Raw genomic sequence first — 18,833 nt, 5'->3', positions numbered from 1 at the left:
AAGTTGGCTGATACTGCCGCTTTTTTAACCATTTTCTAACTTTGGGCATGGCTTACAACCCGGGCTCGCGCAGAAGCAAGTCTTTGATCAGGTCGATCTGGGCTTCTGCTTTGATGAGCTCTTCTTGCAGCATGGTCTGGCGGTTGGCCAATTCCAGGTTGTCAACTTCGAGTTGCTGAAGGCGTTGCTGTTTGGAAGCGGTGGCTTGCTGCTGGGTTGTTAGCGCTGTTTGGCGCTCTGCCGCCAGTTTGGCTTGTTCGTCGCGGGCGGCAGTGAGCGCTGCTTTGTCTTTGGCCAAGTTATCGCGCTGCGCAATGGCTTCTGCTTTGGCCTTGGATTCGGCGTCACGCTGGGCCAGTGCTTCTGCTTTGGCCTTGACTTCGGCATCACGTTGGGTGATGGCCTCAACTTTGACCTTGGACTCTGCATCCTTTTGAGCGATTGCTTGATCCTTGGCTTTTGCCAGCTCTACGCTGTCAGCCATAAGTTTGGCCTTTTCCTGCGCCAGGCTATCGTGGTGCGCTTGCAGGGCAGTGAGCGCTATTTGACGCTCTGCGGCCAGTTTGGCTTGCTCGTCGCGGGCGGCAGTGAGCGCTGCTTTGTCTTTTGCCAAACTATCGCGCTGCGCAATGGCTTCTGCTTTGGCCTTGGATTCGGCGTCGCGCTGGGCCAGTGCTTCGGCTTTGGCCTTGGCTTCGGCATCACGTTGGGTGATGGCCTCAACTTTGACCTTGGACTCTGCATCCTTTTGAGCGATTGCTTGATCCTTGGCTTTTGCCAGCTCTGCGCTAACAGCCATAAGTTTGGCCTTTTCCTGCGCCAGGCTATCGTGGTGCGCTTGCAGCGCGGCGAGCGCTGTTTGGTGGTCGGCAGCCAGTTTGGCTTGATCGTCACGGGCGGCCGTGAGCGTCGCTTTGTCTTTTGTTAAAGCGTCGTGCTGGGCAATGGCTTCAACTTTGGCTTTTGCTTCCGCGTCGCGCTGAGCCAGCGCTTCGGCTTTGGCCTTGGCTTCGGCATCACGCTGGGCGATGGCCTCAGTCTTGACTTTGGTTTCGGCGTTCTTTTGAGTGCTTAATTGGTCTCTAGCCCTTAACAGCTCTGCGCTGTCATCTATGAGTTTTGCATTTTCCTGGGCCAGGTTGGTGTGCTGCGCTTGCAGCTCAGCCACATTTTTTGCAAATTGCTCTTCGCGTTGTTGAGCTTGGGCCACGGTGTCGCGAACAAACAGAGCGTGCCCAATGCCTGGGTGGCGGCTAGTTTCTATGGCAACACACTTAAAACCGGGGGCATGCAGGGCTGGTGGCGTGCTGTCCGTCAGCAAGACGCGCAGGGCAATCACATCGAAAGCTGCGAGTTGCAGGGCGGCACCCTGGATGATGGGGAGCGCGGGCAGGCAGTCAACCAGCAGCCAGTTGGCGGGGGTTTCTGCGTCTTCTTGCAGTTCGGCCAGGGCGATAGCTTGGCGGGTTTGCTTGTGGGTGGTCTTCAAGTTTGGCCACAGGCTGCGCAGGCTTTCGGGCTCTAGCAGGCCACTCTCGGCGGTGTTGCTGGCCTGGTAGTAGGTGACAGGCTCAGTGCGCGGGCCAACTACTAGTTTACGCAGCCGCCAGCCGTCGCGCTGGGGCACGCTGCGCTGCAGGTGTTCAAACTGGCTGTCGTCTGCCTCGACCAGGGTGGCGCTGGGTACGGCCAGGGTTTGCAGCAACTGCACCCAGGGGCCAGCGCCGTTGCCAGCCCCCACCAGCAGCACGCCGGTGGGGGGCATGAGCTGGCTGAGGAGTTGCAGCCACGGGGTGATGGGCGTAGGGGTGGGTGGGTTCATGTGGTGCTCAGTGCGGTGGGCAGTAGGGGTGCTGGCTGGTGTTTAGCCATGCTTGCGTTGTTTGAAATCTTTGACTTCGCGGCGCAGGGCAAAGGGCATCTTGACCCAGCCAATGGGCGACCGTGAGTGATCAATCAGCGTGGTGCCCAGCTTGTAGGACAGGTGTTGTTTGACGGAGTCGGCCATTTGTTTGTCGTGCACGTTGGCAGGGGCTGGCCTGGGGTGGCCCGCCCTGGCGGCAAGGTCACGGCGGTATTGGCGCGTTGTTTTGACAAGTGCCACTGGCATGCTTAGCCAGCCTGTGAGCGTGCGGGATCGCTCGATCATGGTGCTGCCCAGCCGGTATGACAGTTGTTGGCGGACTCGGTCGGCCGGAGTCAGGTCAACCAGTGCGGGGGGGGCCGAGGTTATGCCGTGGAAGCGGCGCTCCTGCTCTTCTTGTGCTTGAAATAGCTGGGTTAAAAGCTGCTCGTTGATGGGGGCAAGCGCAGGCACAGGGGGGGCGGCTTTAAGCGCTTGCAGTTCGGCCTGAAGTTTTTCCAACTCTTGTTGATGGGTGGTGGTGCCTTCTTCTGCTTGTGCCAGCTTGGTCAACTGTTGTGACTGTGCCTGTGACTGCAGGTAATAGCGCTCAAGCTCTTCTTGCACTTGATGCAATTGGGATAGCAGCAGCTCGTTTTCTTGCTCCAAGGCGGGGTCTACCACGGGGGCGGCGGCGGCGGCCTGGGTTTGCGCGGCTGTGAGCTGTGCTTGCAGTTGCGCTGCTTGTGCCCGCGCTTGCTGTTCTTTTTCCGTGAGCTGCTGTTTCAGATGTTCGGCTTGCTGTTGCTGTTTTTTGGCGAGCTGCTCTTTTTCAGCCAATTGCTTCTTGAGCTGTTCGGCCTGTTGACTGAGCTGGGTGGTTTTTTCGCTTGCGAGCTGGGTTTGGGCGGCGAGTTGTTTTTTGAGTTGCTCGTTGTGGGCGGCGCGCTCGGCAGCCAGCTTGGCCTGGTTGTCCTTTTCACCGATCAGTTTGGCTTTTTCCTGGCTGAGTTGGGTGATGTTTTTGGCACGCTCTGCTGCGAGCTTCTCCGCCTCTTGCAGGGTTTTGAGCGCTGCTTTTTGCTGCTGGACTTCAAGGTAGTGGCGCTCCAGTTCTTCCTGCACTTGGTGCAGTTGGGTGAGCAGCAACTCGTTTTCTTGCTGGCTGGCAAGTTTTTCGGCCTGGCTCTGGTTGGCTTGGGCAGCGTGGTTTTGAGCGAGTTGCTCTTTTTCAGTGAGCTGCTGTTTCAGCTGTTCGGCCTGTTGGGTGAGTTCGGCGGCACGCTGGTCGGCCAGTTTTTGGGCGGCGGCCATGCTGGCTTGATGGGCATCTTGCAAGGCTTGTTGCTCGCGCTGCAGTTCGGCCAGTCGGCGCTGGCTGGCTTCGCTTTGGCTGTGGTGCAGGCGGGTTTGCTCGTCGATGATGCATTGCAGTTGGGCGGCTTGTGCCTGCGCTTGGCGTTCTTTCTCAGTGAGCGCCTGTTTCAGCTGTTCGGCCTGTTGGCTGAGCTGGTTTGATTTTTCGCCTGCGAGCCGCTCGGTCTCTTGCAGGGTTTTGAGCGCTGCTTTTTGCTGCTGGGCGTCAAGGTAGTGGCGCTCCAGTTCTTCCTGCACTTGGTGCAGCTGGGTGAGCAGCAACTCGTTTTCTTGCTGGCTGGCAAGTTTTTCGGCCTGGCTCTGGCTGGCTTGAGCGGCGTGGTTTTGAGCGAGTTGGTCTTTTTCAGTGAGCTGCTGTTTCAGCTGTTCGGCCTGTTGGGTGAGTTCGGCGGCACGCTGGTCGGCCAGTTTTTGGGCGGCGGCCATGCTGGCTTGATGGGCATCTTGCAAGATTTGTTGTTCGCGCTGCAGTTCGGCCAGTCGGCGCTGGCTGGCTTCGCTTTGGCTGTGGTGCAGGCGAGTTTGCTCGTCGATGATGCGCTGACGATCTTGGGCGAGTTGTTCGGCCTGGGCCTGCGCCTGGCTGAGGCGCTCAACCAGTTGCTGTTTTTGCTGGGCCATGGCTTCGGTGTGGCTCAGGCGCTGGTCGTTTGCAGCCATCGCGAGCCAAGCGTCCATGGCCGAACGCTTGTTGATCACAACATCCGAACCGTCGGCCAAGGGCAAGTTGGCCACGGCTTGCAGGTCTTGGTAAAGCTGCAAGCTGGTTGGGTGCTGTTGCAGCAAGGCTTCGGCCAAAAACAAGGCCAAGGCGTGGCGCTGCGGTGTTGCCGGGTTGTGGCTATCAGGCACTTGGCTTGTGGCCAGTGCGTCTTGAAACGGAGCCGGGTCGCAGAGCGGTTCACAGGGTGTGTTCTCGCTGTCTTGGAGCGTGACCGGTGCAGCAAGCTCATGCATGCGTTCAGACCAGGGCGCGTCAATACGGGCGCGGACCTGTTGTAGATAGCTGCCGGCTGCTTCACGCACCTGCTGACTGTGCACAAGCAGGCAGCGTTGCGGGTTGCGATGGAAGAAGTGGAGCATGGCCGCGTTGTAGGCTGCCCAATTGCGGGCGCGTGCAGACAGTGTCTCGGCATTGAGCGCCAGGGCTTCATCTGCGTCGGCTTGTGTCAGCATGCTGTGCGGCCGGTCATACACCAAGATGAAGGTGATGCTGGGGTCAAGATCACGCCAGTAGTTCAGAAGGTAGATGGCTTGCGGGTCTGCCCAGCCCCAAATGGGTTGCTCCAGGTTGCCCAGCATCAGGTCTAGCGCCATGCCGTGCCAAACCGGGCCGGGCTCAATCTGCTGGATGTGGTCTTCACGATCAAGCTGGCTCAGTAACGGGGTGTCGTGCACCTTGCACAGCGTGGTGCTGATTTGTTCGGGCATGAAGCCCTCGCGCCGTGAGGGCTGTGCCACCGCCATGCCACAGGCATTAAGCAGATTCTGAACCTCTTGGTAGCCCGACAACGGGTGCCCAACAATGACGATCTTGTTCATGAGTTTGGTACGTATGCAGCTGTAACTTAGAGGCCAAAAACAACTTTGGCGCTGACGGCAATCTGGTAGATGATTTGGGTCATGTCTTTCCAGATCTGGCGGGATTTCACGTCAATTTTGGGCAGCACCAAAATCTCGTCCCCGGCGCGGATGGCCACGTTGCCATTGCCCAGGCTGAAGGTGCCGCTGTCGCCCACGGCCTCGGTAAAGCTGCCGTCGCGCCGCGCTACCACCAGGCGTGAGGTTTCGGCGTTTTGGGTGTAGCCGCCAGCGCGGCGCACATAGTCGTCCAGGCTGAGCGCGGTGTTGAAGGCCACGGCATTGGGGAACAGCACCTCACCACTCACCAGCACCAGGCCGTCTTTGGTGGGCACACGCAAGATGTCGCCGTTTTCCAGCAGCAGGCTGCCCCGTGTGTCGGCCTGGGCGATGACCACCTGGCCGGAGGGCTCGATTTTTTTGGCGCGGTCTACCCATTGCAGCAACAACTCGGCCTCTTCTTTGCGCAGGCGGGCTTCGTCACTGGTGCCAGAGCGGGCAGTCAGCGCTGCGGTTTCCAGGCTTTTGAGCGAGGTTTGCAGCATTTGCCGTTGGCGCTCTTTGACGCTGACGCGAAAGAGTTGCAGGCTGTCTTGGTCAGAGCGCTCAGAGTACTGGATGTTTTGCAACAGCTCACCCATGCGGGCGCCGTAGGGCAATACATATTCTTGCGGGCTGAGGTGTTCGCCCTCTACCCGCACGGTGATCGTGCCGGGCTTTTTGTCGGAGGTAAATTCAACGTCGTCACCGTTTTGCAGCGCCACACTGGCGGCATCTGCCAGGGGGTAGTACTCGGTGTTTTTGGTGGCACCGGTGTTGCGCACCACACGGACATGGGTGGCGGTGGCTTTGGGCTTGGCGACTTTGGCCAGGTCAGCCACGGTGCGGGTGCTGTCGGTGAATTCGAAGCGCTTGGCATTGGCGGTCAGGCCCGACACCTTGACGGTGTTTTGCCGTGGTGCCACAAAGATCACGTCGCCGTCGGTCAGCTGTGTCAGGGGCAAGGTGCCGTTGAGCAAAAAGTCATACAGGTTGATGGTGGCGCGCACTTTGGCGCCGCGTTTGATTTGCACGCTTAAAAACGAACCCCGGTCGGGGTCGATGCCGCCGGCCTGGTCCAGGTAATGCAGCAGGCTGTCCATGCTGGTGCCGCTGTACAAGCCGGGCCGGTTGACAAAACCGCTGACAAAAATGCGCACCGGTTGCGCGGCTGCCAAGCTGGCGTAGCTGAACACATTGGACTTGAACACTTTGCCCAAGGCGGCTTCCACCAGGCGCTGCAATTCCTGGTTGCGCACGCCCAGCACTTTCACGGGCCCGGCGTGGGGCAAAAAGAGGTTGCCCTGGGCGTCCACAGTTAACGGGGCATCAAAGTCAAAAGCACCCCACAGGCGGACCTGGATTTTGTCGCCCACCGCGACCGCGTAGTCCGGGTTGAACTGGGTGGCGCCTTCGCGTGCAAAGGCACCCGTGAACAGGTTGGCGCCAAAGACATCGCTGGCTTGGTTGGCGCTGTAGTCAAAAGTCTGTGGCGGCTGCACGCGCGCTGCAGCGGCGGTGGCGGGCTGGCTGGCGGCGGCTTGCGGTGCCTGCAGTATCTGCGGTGCGGGCTGGGCTTGTGCCGTGCCGAACAGTAGGCTGGCGATGGCGCCTACTGTTAATAATTTAGCTAAGTTTCTTTGCATGGGAATTAGTCCTTATGGTCGCGCACGATGGCCGCCAGCAGGTGCGCCACACCAGCCAGCAGCAAGGCGACCAGGGTGAACACCAGGGTGTTGTAAAAGCGGCGGGGCTCCAGCGCGTATTCCGGAACGGTGGGTGCCTGCAGCACCGACACTTTCTTGATCATGCGGGTGGCTTCAATACGGCCCTTTTCGAGGGCTGTGAGGCCGGTTTTGTAAATATCTTGGGCAAAGGCGGCTTCCATCTCAAGCCTCTGGAATTCTTCGACCGTGCGGTTGAGTGGTTTGCCGTTGGGCGAGGTCAACTTGGCCTGTTCCTGGTCGATCTGCTTTTCCAACGCGCTGATTTGTTGGCTGAGCTGGATGATGGTGGGGTGGTTGGGCACCAGATACGCTTGCGCTGCGCTGCGCTGTGTCTGCAAGTCAGTGCGCTGGGCTTGTAACTTGCCGACGATGCCCGCTATGTTTTCGGCCGTGGCCTGGGGGGATACCAGCCCAGCCTTGTCCTGGTAGCGCAGCACGGCTTGGCGTGCCTGCAGAGCTCGCTGGTTCATCAAGGTCACCTGGCCTTCGAGAAACGCCACCTGGCCTTGCGCGAGGCTGTGCGCCATGCTGTTCATGAAGCGCTCGCCCTCTTGCACCAGCAGGCTGGTGATGGCATGGGCCATGTTGGCGTCAAACCCCTGCGCCTTGATGACCAGCACGCCAGCAAATTCGTCCAGCTCCACGCTGACGCGCGACAGGTAATACTGATGAAACCATTCCATGGACAAGTCTGGCGACCACATGCGCGCCAAGGGGTCGTGGCTGGTGTCGCTGTAGTGCGCGCGCAGCTGCAAGGTGGCGTCCAGCTTTTGCAGCATGTCCACCGACAGCAAATAGTCGCGCAGCAAGAGTTGGTCGCCCCGGTTGCCGCTGGTCCCGCCCAGCAGGCTGGCAAAGTCCACCGTTTGGCCGCCAGGCAGGTCCGTGCGCTGGATGATGACGTGCGCCTCAGACACAAAACGGTCTGAGGCAATGGCCAGCCAGTACACCGCTGCCAGAACCGAAGCCATGAGCGCCGTGCTGATCATGGGGCGATGTAAAAAAGATTGTCGGATGCGGGAAATCATTTTTTGATACTGTCTTTGTAGGCCTTGAGGGCGTCGTCGATCTGGTCGAACCAGTGCGCCTGGCCGTTTTGAATCCAGATGCCCGCCTGGCAAAATTGTTTGAGGGTGCCGTCGCTGTGCGACACCATGATGAGGCCGGCGTGGTCGGCCAGCTTCTTGAATGCCGCCGCGGCTTTGGCCCTGAAGGAGGCGTCGCCCGCGGATGTCACTTCGTCTGAGATGTAAACATCAAAGTCAAACGCCAGCGACAGGCCAAACTGCAGCCGCGACTTCATGCCGCTGGAATAGGTTTTGACGGGCTCGTCAAAAGCGTCACCTATTTCGGCAAAGTCTTGAATAAAAGCCAGTCGGTCGGGAATGTCTTGCTCAGGGCCATGAACGCGGCAGACAAATTTGGCATTTTGTCGGCCCGTGAGCGAACCTTGCAAACCGCCGCCAAAGCCCATGGGCCAGGAAACGCGGCAGTGCCGCTCGACTTGGCCTTTGTTGGGTTGGTCCACGCCGCCCACAATGCGCAGCAGGGTGGATTTGCCAACACCGTTGGCCCCCACAATGCCAACGCTGAGTTTTTGGGGAATGGTAAAGCTGACGCCTTGCAAGACCCATTTGCCAGGGCCGTGGTCGGTCTGGTAGCGCTTGTGGATATCTTTCACGATGATCATTGGGTGACCAGCTTGGTAGCAAAACGGCGGTACAGCGCCAGGCCAAAAAAGATGAAGACCAGCGCAAAGGCGTAGAGGTAAGCCATGCTCAATTCAGGGACGGCATGGTAATACGGTGCAAAGCCCAGACGGGCTGCCTCCAGACCATGTGCCACCGGGTTGAGCATGAGCCAGCCTTGATAGGGCTGTGGCACAGCTGAAATGGGGATCATGACGCCCGAGAGAATCATGAGTGGCGCCATGACCAGTTTGAGTACTTTGCCCAGTTCAGGCACCAGTTCAATCACCACCGAAGTCACCAGGCCAAAGCCCAAGCCTGCCAGCCAGAGGCCCAGAAAAGCCTCCAGCACAGCCAGTGGATTGGCCGGCACCACCGAATGCCCCAGCAGGGCCGCACCGATCAGCAACACGCCCGCCACGGCAACCATCAGCAGGGCCTCGAGCGCAGCACGCACCAGCGCCGTGTCAACCGGCAAAACCTGGCGGTAGGTAAAAAGTGTCCTGTTGGCGCTGATGGCGTTTTGCGCCTGGGTGCCGGTGCGGCGAAACATGAAAAAGCCCAGCATGCCAACCATGAGCCACAGCATCGTGTCGATGCCGCCAACGGTACGTACACGAATCACTGTGAAAACGAACAACATGATCGCCACGCTAAACACGGGTTCGGCCACCAGCCAGAACCAGGTCGCCCTGCCGGAAAAGAGCCGTGCCAGCGCTTCACGCAGAAACAGGGCGCGCCAGACAGACAGCGTGATAAGCAACGAGGGACGACCGAAACGCTCGGCGTTGCCGGTCGTTGGTGTGCCCTCTGCATTGAGTTTGGTCAGGTCGCTCATAAACTAAGAATCAGCGGGCCAGTTCTTCAGCAATGGCGTCAACTGTGAACTTGATCTGCGCCTCGGTGTGCTGGCAAGACATGAAAAACCGCAAGCGTGCCGCTTTTTCAGGCACAGCGGGGAACAGGATGGGTTGCACACTGATGCCGCGCTGAAACAGCGCCTCAGACAACCTGGCCGCTTTGATGGAACTGCCGGTAATGACAGGTAACACGGCCAGGCCGGTGCTAAGCCCGGTGTCAATGCCATGGGCTTGAGCCAGTTCCAGAAAATAAGCCCCACGGGCCTGTAGCGCTTCTACCCTGTGGGGTTCTAACAATAGTTTTTGTATCGCCGCCAGGCTGGCTGCTGCCACGGGGGGCGCCATGCCCACACTGTACAAAAAACCTGGGGCCATAAATTTGAGGTGCTCGACCAGTGCCGATACACCCGCTATGTAGCCACCGCAACCAGCCAGTGCCTTGCTCAAAGTGCCCATCCAGATGTCAACGTCTTTGCCCGCGACAGCAAAATGTTCGCGAATGCCGCGGCCGGTTGGGCCCATCACACCGAAGGAATGCGCTTCGTCCACCATCAAGAAAACGTGATGACGGCGCTTGATGTCGATGAACCGAGGCAGGTCGGGGTAGTCGCCATCCATGCTGTAGATGCCTTCAATGACGATCAGCACGCGTTCAAAGTGAGGGCGCTGCTCCGTCAACAGGGCGTCAAGGGCCGCCCAGTCGTTGTGCGGGAAAGAGAGGCGTTTGGCGCCAGAGAGCTGCGCACCTTGCAGCGTGCTGTTGTGAATCAGCGCGTCGTGCAGTACCAGGTCTTTGGGGCCGAAAAGGTGGCCGATGACGGACACGTTGGTGGCGTGACCACTCACGAACACAATGGCGTCTTCCACCTCGTACACATCAGCCAGTGCGCGCTCCAGCTGGCGGTGAAGCGGGCGCTCGCCCGAGACGATGCGGCTGGCTGACACGGTGGTGCCGTAGTCGTCTATGGCGGCTTTGGCTGCGGCAGACACGTCCGGGTCGCCACACAAACCCAGGTAGTTGTAGCTGCCAAAGTTGATGAATTCGCGCCCGTCAATCTGGGTGGTGGCACCGGCAATGCCTTGGTGTTGCTTGAAAAACGGGCTTTTCAGGCCCAGGCGCTCGGCCCCGTCGTTGATGATGCGGATTTGCTGGTAGCCCGGATGCAAATCAAAGCGGTAAAAAGCCTCGGGCACCGAGTCCGTTGCGCGGCGGAAAAGACGCTGCGTCAACGCTTGCGGTGATTGTTGCGTTTGTTGCAGACGTCGCTCCAGGGTTTGCTGGATCAACTTGTCTTTGATTTGGGCACTCAGGCCTTTGACACCTTTGTGGACCATCATTGAATGATACGTTGGGCATGGGCGGCACCGGGGGTGCTACCTGCTTCAATCTCGTTCACCAGCAGGCTGATGGTTTTGCTGTCGACATCGGCGCCATGTTGCGTGGCCACATGCTGCACTTGGGCTGCGGTTGAGGTTGGCTGTGCACCATCTTCTTCGCCCGATGCGGTGGGTTTGAGCTGGCTGATGAGCTTGTCGGCGAGTTTGCTGATGGTGGGGCTCTCGCTCAAAGCCATGACCGACAGTTGGATGCCAAAACGACTCTCAATCGCTAAAATCAATTCAACGCCCATCAACGAATCCAGGCCCAGCTCGTAAACGGAGCGGTCGGGGTCAATTTTTTCAGGCGCCATGCGCAGTATCTCAGCCACCTCGGCCCTGAGCAGGTCTTTGACTGCCAAGGTGAGTTCTTCAGGGCTGAGTTCTTCCAGCAGGCGGTGGATATCGTCACTTTGGCCTTCGTCGGATTTGACATCGGTGTTGAAGGCGGCCAAGTCGGCAAACTTGGGCTCGGTGGCGCTGGGCAAAAAGCGGCTGAGCGCGCTCCATTCAAGCTCCATGGCACCAAGGTCTGAGCGGTTGGACACCAACAGGTCTTCCATCAGGTCAAGAGCGTCGGCAGAAGGGATGGTTTTGCCACCCATACGGCTTTGCAAGGCGTCTTTGATTTTTTGGTTGCGGGCGAGAAAGCCAACGTCGTCAATGGCACCCCAACGCACACACAAGGCGGGCAATCCGGCAGATCGTCGCGCCGCAGCAAGCGACTCCAGGTAGGCATTGGCCGCCACGTAGGCGCCCTGCCCCGGGTTACCAAAGAGCGTGGTGGCAGAGGAATACAGCACGAAGAAGTCAAGCGGTAGCCGCTGGGTCAAATCATGCAAATGACGGGCGCCCAAAATTTTGGGGGCGAAGATGGTCGCCAGTTGTGCCGGTGTGGTGTTGCGCGCCAGTGCGTCGTCAATGACCACGGCGGCATGGACCAGCCCGCGTAAAGGCGGCATGGTGGTGGCGATTTGGTCAAACAGCGCGGCGAGCCTCGACAGGTCGGTGACGTCGCACGCTTGCGCCAATACTTTCACGCCTTGCGCTTCAAGGGCGGCAATGGCACTGACGGACTCTTCAGACACCGGGCCACTGCGGCTGATCAGCACCAGGTGGCGCGCCCCTTTGCCAACCAGCCATTGCGCTGTCTTGAGGCCAAAGCCGCCCAGCCCGCCGGTGACCAGGTAGGTGGCATCTTCAGAGAGTGTGAGCGGGATTTGGACGGATTGAAGGGCATGAACGTGGTTGATGCCATGGCGGTAAGTCACCACAATCTTGCCAATGTGGCGAGATTGCTGCATGTGTCGGAACGCCTCCACCACGTCGTCGGCTTCAAAGGTTTGGAATGGCAAGGGGTGTAGCACGCCTTGCGCAAACAAGGCGAGCACATCTTTGAACAGCGATTCGGTGAGCGCGGGCTGGGCTTGCAGGAGCTGGTCGGCATCGATGCCAAAGTAGGCAATGTTGTTGCGGAAAGGTCGCAGACCGACTTTGGTGTTTTCGTAAAAATCGCGCTTGCCCAGTTCCAGAAAGCGGCCGAAGGGCTTGAGGATGCTCAGGTTGCGGTTAATGGCCTCGCCCGCCAGTGAGTTGAGCACGACATCGACGCCCTGCCCTTGGGTCACGGCCATGATGTGGTCGGCAAACGCAAGGGAACGGGAATCAAAGATGTGGTCTGCACCCAGTAGGCGCAAAAAGTCGCGCTTATCGTCTGATCCGGCGGTGGCAAAAACTTCGGCACCGAGATGCTTGGCAAGCTGGATGGCGGCAATGCCGACACCACCCGCTGCACCATGGATCAACACCCGCTCGCCTGGCCGCAGACGGGCCAGATGGTGCAAGGCGTAATAGGCGGTGAAGAAAGTGGTGGGGATGGTGGCAGCAGCCTCAAAAGAGATGGCACGGGGTAAGACAGCCACGGCCGAGGCCCGGGTGATGACCTGATTGCTGAAGCAGGAGGCACCGAAGGCCAACACGCGGTCGCCAACAGTTAGGCCCACAACTGACGCGCCCAACGCCGTCACTACACCCGCGCATTCCAGGCCCAGGGTGGGTCCGGCAAAGCCGGATTCGACGGCTTCATCCGAGAGCATGCCCAAGGCATACATGACATCGCGAAAGTTCAGGCCGGTGGCTTTGACCTCAATGGCCACATCGTAGGCCTGCAGGTCAGGGCTGGCGGTGGCTTCCCAACGCAAATGACGCAACTGCCCTGGGGTGGCAAAAGACAGTTGCACGGTGGTGGGTTTGAGCTCAACTGAAGGCGTTTGCAGGTGCCGAGGCGCCACCCGCAAGCGGGGGGCAAAGCGCTCGCCAGTTGCCGTGAGGATGACTTCCCTCTCTTGGGCGGGCGACATCAATTCTTGCGCCATGGCCTGAAGAACGACCGGGTTGAACGTGCCACCGTCCGATTGGTGCTCCAGATCCAGCAGTCGAACACTGAGGTACCCAGGCTCATTGAGCAGTGTGCGACCCAGTCCGTACAAAGGCGCATCGTTGGTTTGACTGGACGCCGTGCGACGGTTTGGCAGCAACCGGGCAGCCGCGCCTGCAGTGACCAACCAGCAGGTTGTGCTGGTTTGCGTGGCTTCGCAGGCCTGCACCAAGGTGGTGGCAATGGCCGAGCGCTGCAGTTGATGCGCCAACATGTCTTCAGGGCGAAGCGGCGAGGTGGCCGCCGTAAAGCCATATAGGTGAATGACGCCGCAGACCTTGCCGTGCTGGGTTTTGAGCGTGCTTAGGAGGTTGCCAACGGCGGTGACATCCAGCAGGTCAAGCTCGGGCGCGCCAATGAGGGTGCTTTGCGGCGGCAAAGCATTGGCCAGCGCGGTTGCCCAATGCTGGCTTGGTTCCGATGTGTCAGCCAGCACAAGCCAGGCACCGCTGCCTGTCACTTCAGCGGCTGGCGTCGCCGCGCGCAAGGGCCCCTGCCCCACCAATGCGTAAGGTGAACTTGGACTGTCAGGCGACAACAAAAGGCAAGGGTTGACAGTGACGCCACGTTGCTCAAGCTGTTGCTGCCATTGCTGCGGCGAAAGGTGCAATGCACTTTGGGTACCAAAGAGCAGGTCAAGCCAGCGTGCGGGAGGGGCACTGAGCCAAAGAACCACGCCTTGGTTGGCCAACAACTGGGTCGCAACGTCAAGCGCCTTCAGGGCGTCTTGCTGGCTCAGGAAGTCGTTGTGAACAATGACCAGATGGGCGTTTGGCGCAACGCCCTGGCTGTTGGCGTCCGAGCTTAAATGGGTGAGCGCCAAGGCCGACCAGCGTTCCTGGTGACGCTGGCATTCGTCCAAAGTTTCGGCGTTACTGGTAATGAAGGTGAATTGGCACCGGTCAGCAGGCAAATGGCGCATCAGCTGCCCCGCCAGGACCGGCGGGCCACTGCTGATCTCCACAACATTGAAACGCTGTCCTTCGGTCAGCTGTGACAGGCAAGATTGCGCTGTGGTAACCACCGCCTGGGCGATTTGCCCGCTTTGAGACAAGCCGAAACTGGCGGTTGCCATCTGCGCAAAGGTACAGTCTGAGGGCAACAATTTGGCCAGGGTGGTTTGCCCTTTGACCAAGGCTGCCAGATGCATGCCAACGCGGCTGACCGCGTGAATTGCCGCGAAATGCTCCGGGTGATCAGCCAATAGTGCGTGCCAAATGTCACCAGACCTGAGCAAGCCTGAGGTGTCGCGCAACTGCCAGCCGGACGGCAGGCGTTCAGCCAAGTGATCTTCTTCAAGAATGGTGATCATGCGGCCCAGCATGGCTGGCGCGTCGGGGGTGTTACCTAGCACACGTGCCAGTGATTGCTCAGACAGCATTCGGCATGGATCCGCCAACAGCAGAAACGCTTCAACGGCATAACTGGCGCACAAGGCCGCCAGCAAAGGCTCTACCTCGTGTGCATACACCAAGCTGGCCACATCGCTGTCTAGCGCAGTGGTGGCAGAAAGCACTGCGCTCTGCAGGCTACCGGCCAGTGACGGGGGCACAACGATGTCGGTTTGTGGGTGGGCTGCGGGCACGGCGGTGTAAGACAGCAAACTCAGTGGCGCAGACGCCTTGTGACCCATGGGAACCCTGCGAAACCGCACTTGCTGCAGACAGGCCGCCACGGCACCTGCCCCGTCATACAGCGTGAAATTGGCGCTCAGGCTGTGCGGTGACAGGTGCAACAACTGGGCTTTGGCGATGACGGGTAAGCCTGCGCCAGTGCGTAAGCTCAGCCGCCCAATTTTGGTCGGCAAATAGGCCACGCCTGACGGCTGCGCCGTGTGATCACGCAGCAAATGGAATACCAGCTGAAAGCCGCAGTCCAGCAGCGCTGGGTGCAGCAGCGATGGCGTCAACGTATCCGCCGGGCTGGCAGCGAGCTCTAGCCGTGCCCAAGCGGTGTCTCGTTCTACCCAGCCCACGTCGATGGCCTGAAAAGCGGGACCATAGTTGAGCCCGACTTGCCTGGTCAACAAGGCATGGGATGGGGCGTCGAAATCAGGTTGGCGGTCAGGCACATGCGCTTTGTCTTGCGGCAGCAACAAGCCGGTTGGCTCGGTGATGACGCGGCCGTTGGCATGCAGGGTCCACGCATCGGCGCTGAATTGGTCGCGGCTGGTAATGGCAAAGCTGCCGTCGCTGGGCTCTAACGAGACTCGGACCAATTTGGTGCTGTCTGCGTTGAGCACCATGAACATTTTGATGTCAAGCTCTTCGATCTCAAGCCACTCGGTTACCCCTTTTTCAGCAGCCCATTGCGCTGCTGCGGCCAGGCCCAGCTCGGCATAACCGGCACCCGGAAAAACGACCGAGCCGCTGACCACGTGGTCAGCCAACTCGGGATACTTCAAGGGATCAATCTGGTTTTCCCACGCCAGCGCTTGTTGGCGTAAGGGGTACCCTAAAAGCGGATTGACTTTGCGCCGCTGTAACAGGTGATGCGACTCAGGGGTGACGGTTTGCCAATGCCGATCACGCTGCCACGGGTAGTTGGGCAACTCTGTGAAGCGCCCTGGATGTGGAAAAAATGGCTTGAGGTCGGTATCGACGCCAGCAAGCATGACTTGGGATGCAGCCTCCCATACCCGTTCGGACGAGTCGTCTTGGCGCAGCAAGGTGGGCAAAGTACGACCGGGCTTGGCGTCCGCTTTCAAACACTCGTTGATGTAGCCGCGCAACACGGCATGTGGCCCCACCTCAACGAAAACGTCAATGCCAACAGCGCGAATCGCGCCAATGGCCTTCTCGAACAGCACCGGTTGACGGATGTTTTTCCACCAATAACTGGCGTCAAGCTGATGGCCAAGCACGACGCCACCAGTCACGGTGGATACGAAATCAACCTGTGTCTTTTGAGGGTTGAGAGACCGCAGTGCTTGTTCAAGTTCAGCTTGAATCGGGTCCATGGCCTCGCTGTGAAAGGCGTAGTCAAGGTCGAGACGTTTGTAGATGAATTGACGTTCGGAGAGCAGAACTTCAAGCTGCGTTAATGAATCAGAAGGTCCGGCAAGGGTGACACCCCGCGCACTGTTGATGCCTGCAATCGTGACCCGATCGGTTAGTTTGGCCTCTTCAAGCAGGGATTGCATTTGCGCTTCGCCCAAAGCGACGGCTGTCATTTGCCCCTGGCCCTTGGTCAGACCTTGAAAATGGCTGCGGTAGTAAATGACTTTGACGGCCTGTTCCAGCGTTAAAGCGCCACAAGCCCACGCTGCAGCCACTTCGCCCACACTGTGGCCTGACACCGCGGACGGCACCACACCCTGGAAACGAAGCATTTCGGTGACGCCAACCTGAATGGCAAACAAGGCGGGCTGGGCAATTTCGGTACGCTCATAACGGCCTGGCCCATAGGAGCCTTTGAGTTCTTCTTCAAGAGAGAAGTCCTCATATTTTTCAAAGTAGCGCTCAACTGCCTGAACAGCCGCCTTGAAGGTGGCACTTTCTGCCAAAAGTCGGCGCCCCATGCCCTCCCATTGCGACCCATTGCCTGAATAAATAAACGCCACTTTGGGCGCTGGACTGAGGCCCGTCGCGGTAACCACCGGAAGCTTGGCAGGCTTGTCTTGCGCAAAACAGGCCAATGTAGAGGCCATAGCGTGTGGCGTATCACCAAAAACGACAGCACGATGTTCATGCCACTCTCGGTGGAATGCAGCGTTGTATGCGATGTCATACAGGTCAACAACATCTTCCTTGCGCAACAACGTCACGTATTGTTTAGCAGCCTCTTTCAGGGCAGCTTCTGATTTCCCAGAAATAAACAACGGTGTTCGGACCGGTCGGAGGTCTTTGGATCGTTTTGGCCGAAGGGTGCTCACCTTGGCAGCAGGGCTTTCCAAAATGACGTGTGCATTGGTGCCGCCAAAACCAAAACCGTTAATGCCCACCACGACGCGACCCGTGGCTGGCAACGCAGTGGTTTGGCTCACGACTTTTAAGTTCCAGTCTTCAAACGGTATGTTTGGGTTGGGCGTTTTGAAATGAATGGTGGCAGGCACAACACGATGCTTGATGCAATGCAATGCCTTGACCAAGCCGGCAATCCCGCTGGCAGCTTCCATATGACCCAGGTTGCTTTTGACAGAGCCAATCAACAATGGATGGTCGGTCGGACGCAAAAAGCCCAACGCCTTGGCCAGAGCCTTGGCTTCAATAGGGTCGCCAACCGGAGTACCGGTGCCATGCGCTTCCAGATAAGAAATGTCCGCCGGAGAAATGCCCGCTTTGGCATAGGCCTCGGTCAAGAGGGCAGACTGTGCTGCCGCACTGGGAACCGTCAGCCCGGTCTTTTTCCCGTCGCTGTTGACGCTGGTGCCAGCCACCACGGCCAGGATGGGGTCACCATCCGCCAGGGCCTGGTCATAGTCCTTGAGGACAAAGATGCCGCCACCTTCAGAGCGCACATAGCCATCGGCCGCTGCGTCAAACACATTGCAAATGCCTTTGCGCGACAGCATGGAGGCTTTGGAGAAAGTGATGAAGCCATAAGGGTGAAGCAGCAGGCTGACGCCACCCGCCAGCGCCATGGTTGTTTCGCCCAACGCAATGGACTGGCACGCCTGATGAAACGCCACCAACGAAGAAGAACAAGCGGTGTCGATGGACATGCTCGGCCCTTTCAGGTCGAACAAATACGAGATCCGGTTGGCAGCTATGCAGGAGGTGTTGCCGGTGCCAACGGTTGAATCAACAGCGCCCAGGTCATCGGCAAAACGCATGGCGTAATCCACCGAAGATATGCCAATGAAGACGCCGCACTTGCTGCCTTTGACAGAACTTGGTTTGATACCGGCGTTTTCAAATGCCTCCCATGTCATTTCAAGCAACATGCGTTGCTGTGGGTCCATCTGAGCTGCCTCGCGCGGCGAAATCCCGAAAAATGACGCGTCGAAGCCTGATACGTCGCCCAGGGTGCCCGAGGCGAAGGTATAGCTGGTACCCCCATGTTTTTTACTGGGGTGACGATAGGTCTCCATGGCCCAGCGGCTGGGGTCAACCTCTGTGACCAAATCCTTGCCATTGACCAGATCAGGCCAATACTGATCAGTCGTGGTACCTGGGAATCTGAAGGAGCAACTGACAACCGCAATTTTTTTCAACGAACTCAAACAATCACCTGCAATGAAGCTCGCAAAAATGTGCGATTTGGATTTACGACGACCAGAAGGCTGTTATGAATTTGTAATGACAGCTGATCGTTTTTCAGACGTCAAACTAATAGGCAAGTTACAGGCCATTATCATATTTTACATGTCGTGCCTAGTGAGGGCTATCCCCCATTTTGGGGATATGACAGCTGAAAATGTCGGTTTTTTTGATCTTTCGCGTCAAATTCACGGTCAGCGACCTTGTCCAATTGGTCAAGTCAAGCGTAGCGAGAAGCGGATGGTTAAGCTGGGGGCTCGGGGCAACGCCGTGAGCAGGGGGCCGTTGGCCGCTTCATCTTCATGGCGGAGCGTGAAGCGGACAAGGTCCTTGGCAACTACCGCTCCAAGTGGGCGCAAAAGCGGCTGTCACTAATGAATCTGATGCGCTCAAGTCAGGCGGCGGCGTCACCTGTGTGAATGTGCATGCGGACGATATGGCGGCTGACGCAGTGGCGGCGATGGCTGAAGCCAGCAGTGGCCTGGTGCGGTTTGGCTACTACACCAGCGTGGTGTTGCTCTCCAGTACGACAAAGCACAGCGAGTTCGTTTTGACACTCCGTTTGAGCATTGTTCAGGGGTTAGCGAAGTAATCGGCCCGCCTGCGCCGCAAATCGTTCCGAAGAAACACGTGGCGCGGGCGTTGCAAATGTGGCAAGGTGGAGCGTGGCACAGGCAAAGACCGGTGTAGCAATGGTGCATAT

General features: G+C 58.6%; 10 protein-coding genes. 2 read left to right on the top strand and 8 right to left on the bottom strand.

Going from position 1 to position 18,833, the window contains the following annotated elements:
• Positions 1–52 precede the first annotated feature (52 nt).
• Entirely contained in the window at positions 53–1,210 is a 1,158-nt protein-coding gene (locus tag LHU53_RS13185; RefSeq protein WP_227333124.1) for a hypothetical protein, read from the bottom strand.
• Between LHU53_RS13185 and LHU53_RS13180 the strand changes: the two genes are divergently transcribed.
• Positions 1,202–1,525, top strand: coding sequence for a hypothetical protein (locus tag LHU53_RS13180; protein WP_227333123.1), 324 nt, complete (start codon positions 1,202–1,204; stop codon positions 1,523–1,525). The two genes, LHU53_RS13185 and LHU53_RS13180, sit on opposite strands and share 9 nt — an antisense overlap.
• A gap of 339 nt (positions 1,526–1,864) precedes the next feature.
• Here LHU53_RS13180 and LHU53_RS13175 read toward each other — a convergent pair whose 3' ends face one another.
• From LHU53_RS13175 to LHU53_RS13145, 7 genes are read right to left on the bottom strand one after another with little or no spacing between them, the layout of a single operon-like run.
• Complete coding sequence (locus LHU53_RS13175) at positions 1,865–4,762, bottom strand: hypothetical protein (RefSeq protein WP_227333122.1); 2,898 nt, start codon at positions 4,760–4,762, stop codon at positions 1,865–1,867.
• A 26-nt stretch (positions 4,763–4,788) separates the two neighbouring features.
• Entirely contained in the window at positions 4,789–6,486 is a 1,698-nt protein-coding gene (locus tag LHU53_RS13170; RefSeq protein ID WP_227333121.1) for a polysaccharide biosynthesis/export family protein, read from the bottom strand.
• 5 nt (positions 6,487–6,491) lie between these two features.
• Positions 6,492–7,538, bottom strand: a complete 1,047-nt coding sequence (locus LHU53_RS13165; RefSeq protein WP_227333120.1) for a chain-length determining protein — start codon at positions 7,536–7,538, stop codon at positions 6,492–6,494.
• Between the two features lie 53 nt (positions 7,539–7,591).
• Positions 7,592–8,257: an ABC transporter ATP-binding protein gene (locus tag LHU53_RS13160; protein WP_227333119.1), complete on the bottom strand. Its 666-nt coding sequence runs from the start codon at positions 8,255–8,257 to the stop codon at positions 7,592–7,594.
• Entirely contained in the window at positions 8,254–9,093 is an 840-nt protein-coding gene (locus tag LHU53_RS13155) for an ABC transporter permease (RefSeq protein ID WP_227333118.1), read from the bottom strand. The genes LHU53_RS13160 and LHU53_RS13155 overlap by 4 nt, the downstream gene beginning before the upstream one ends.
• 10 nt (positions 9,094–9,103) lie before the next feature.
• Positions 9,104–10,450: an aminotransferase class I/II-fold pyridoxal phosphate-dependent enzyme gene (locus tag LHU53_RS13150; RefSeq protein WP_227333117.1), complete on the bottom strand. Its 1,347-nt coding sequence runs from the start codon at positions 10,448–10,450 to the stop codon at positions 9,104–9,106.
• A complete protein-coding gene (locus tag LHU53_RS13145; RefSeq protein ID WP_227333230.1) occupies positions 10,450–18,084 on the bottom strand; it encodes a type I polyketide synthase in 7,635 nt (2,544 codons plus the stop codon). Before LHU53_RS13145 ends, LHU53_RS13150 begins: the two co-directional genes overlap by 1 nt.
• 395 nt (positions 18,085–18,479) lie before the next feature.
• On the opposite strand from LHU53_RS13145, the gene LHU53_RS13140 reads away from it, so the two are divergent.
• Entirely contained in the window at positions 18,480–18,722 is a 243-nt protein-coding gene (locus LHU53_RS13140; RefSeq protein WP_227333116.1) for a hypothetical protein, read from the top strand.
• The last annotated feature ends 111 nt before the right edge of the window (positions 18,723–18,833 follow it).

It is taken from the genome of Rhodoferax sp. U2-2l, assembly GCF_020594515.1.
Lineage (GTDB): Bacteria > Pseudomonadota > Gammaproteobacteria > Burkholderiales > Burkholderiaceae_C > Rhodoferax.
Note: the sequence above shows the minus strand (reverse complement) of the source record. Positions and strands in the feature narration are given on the sequence as shown.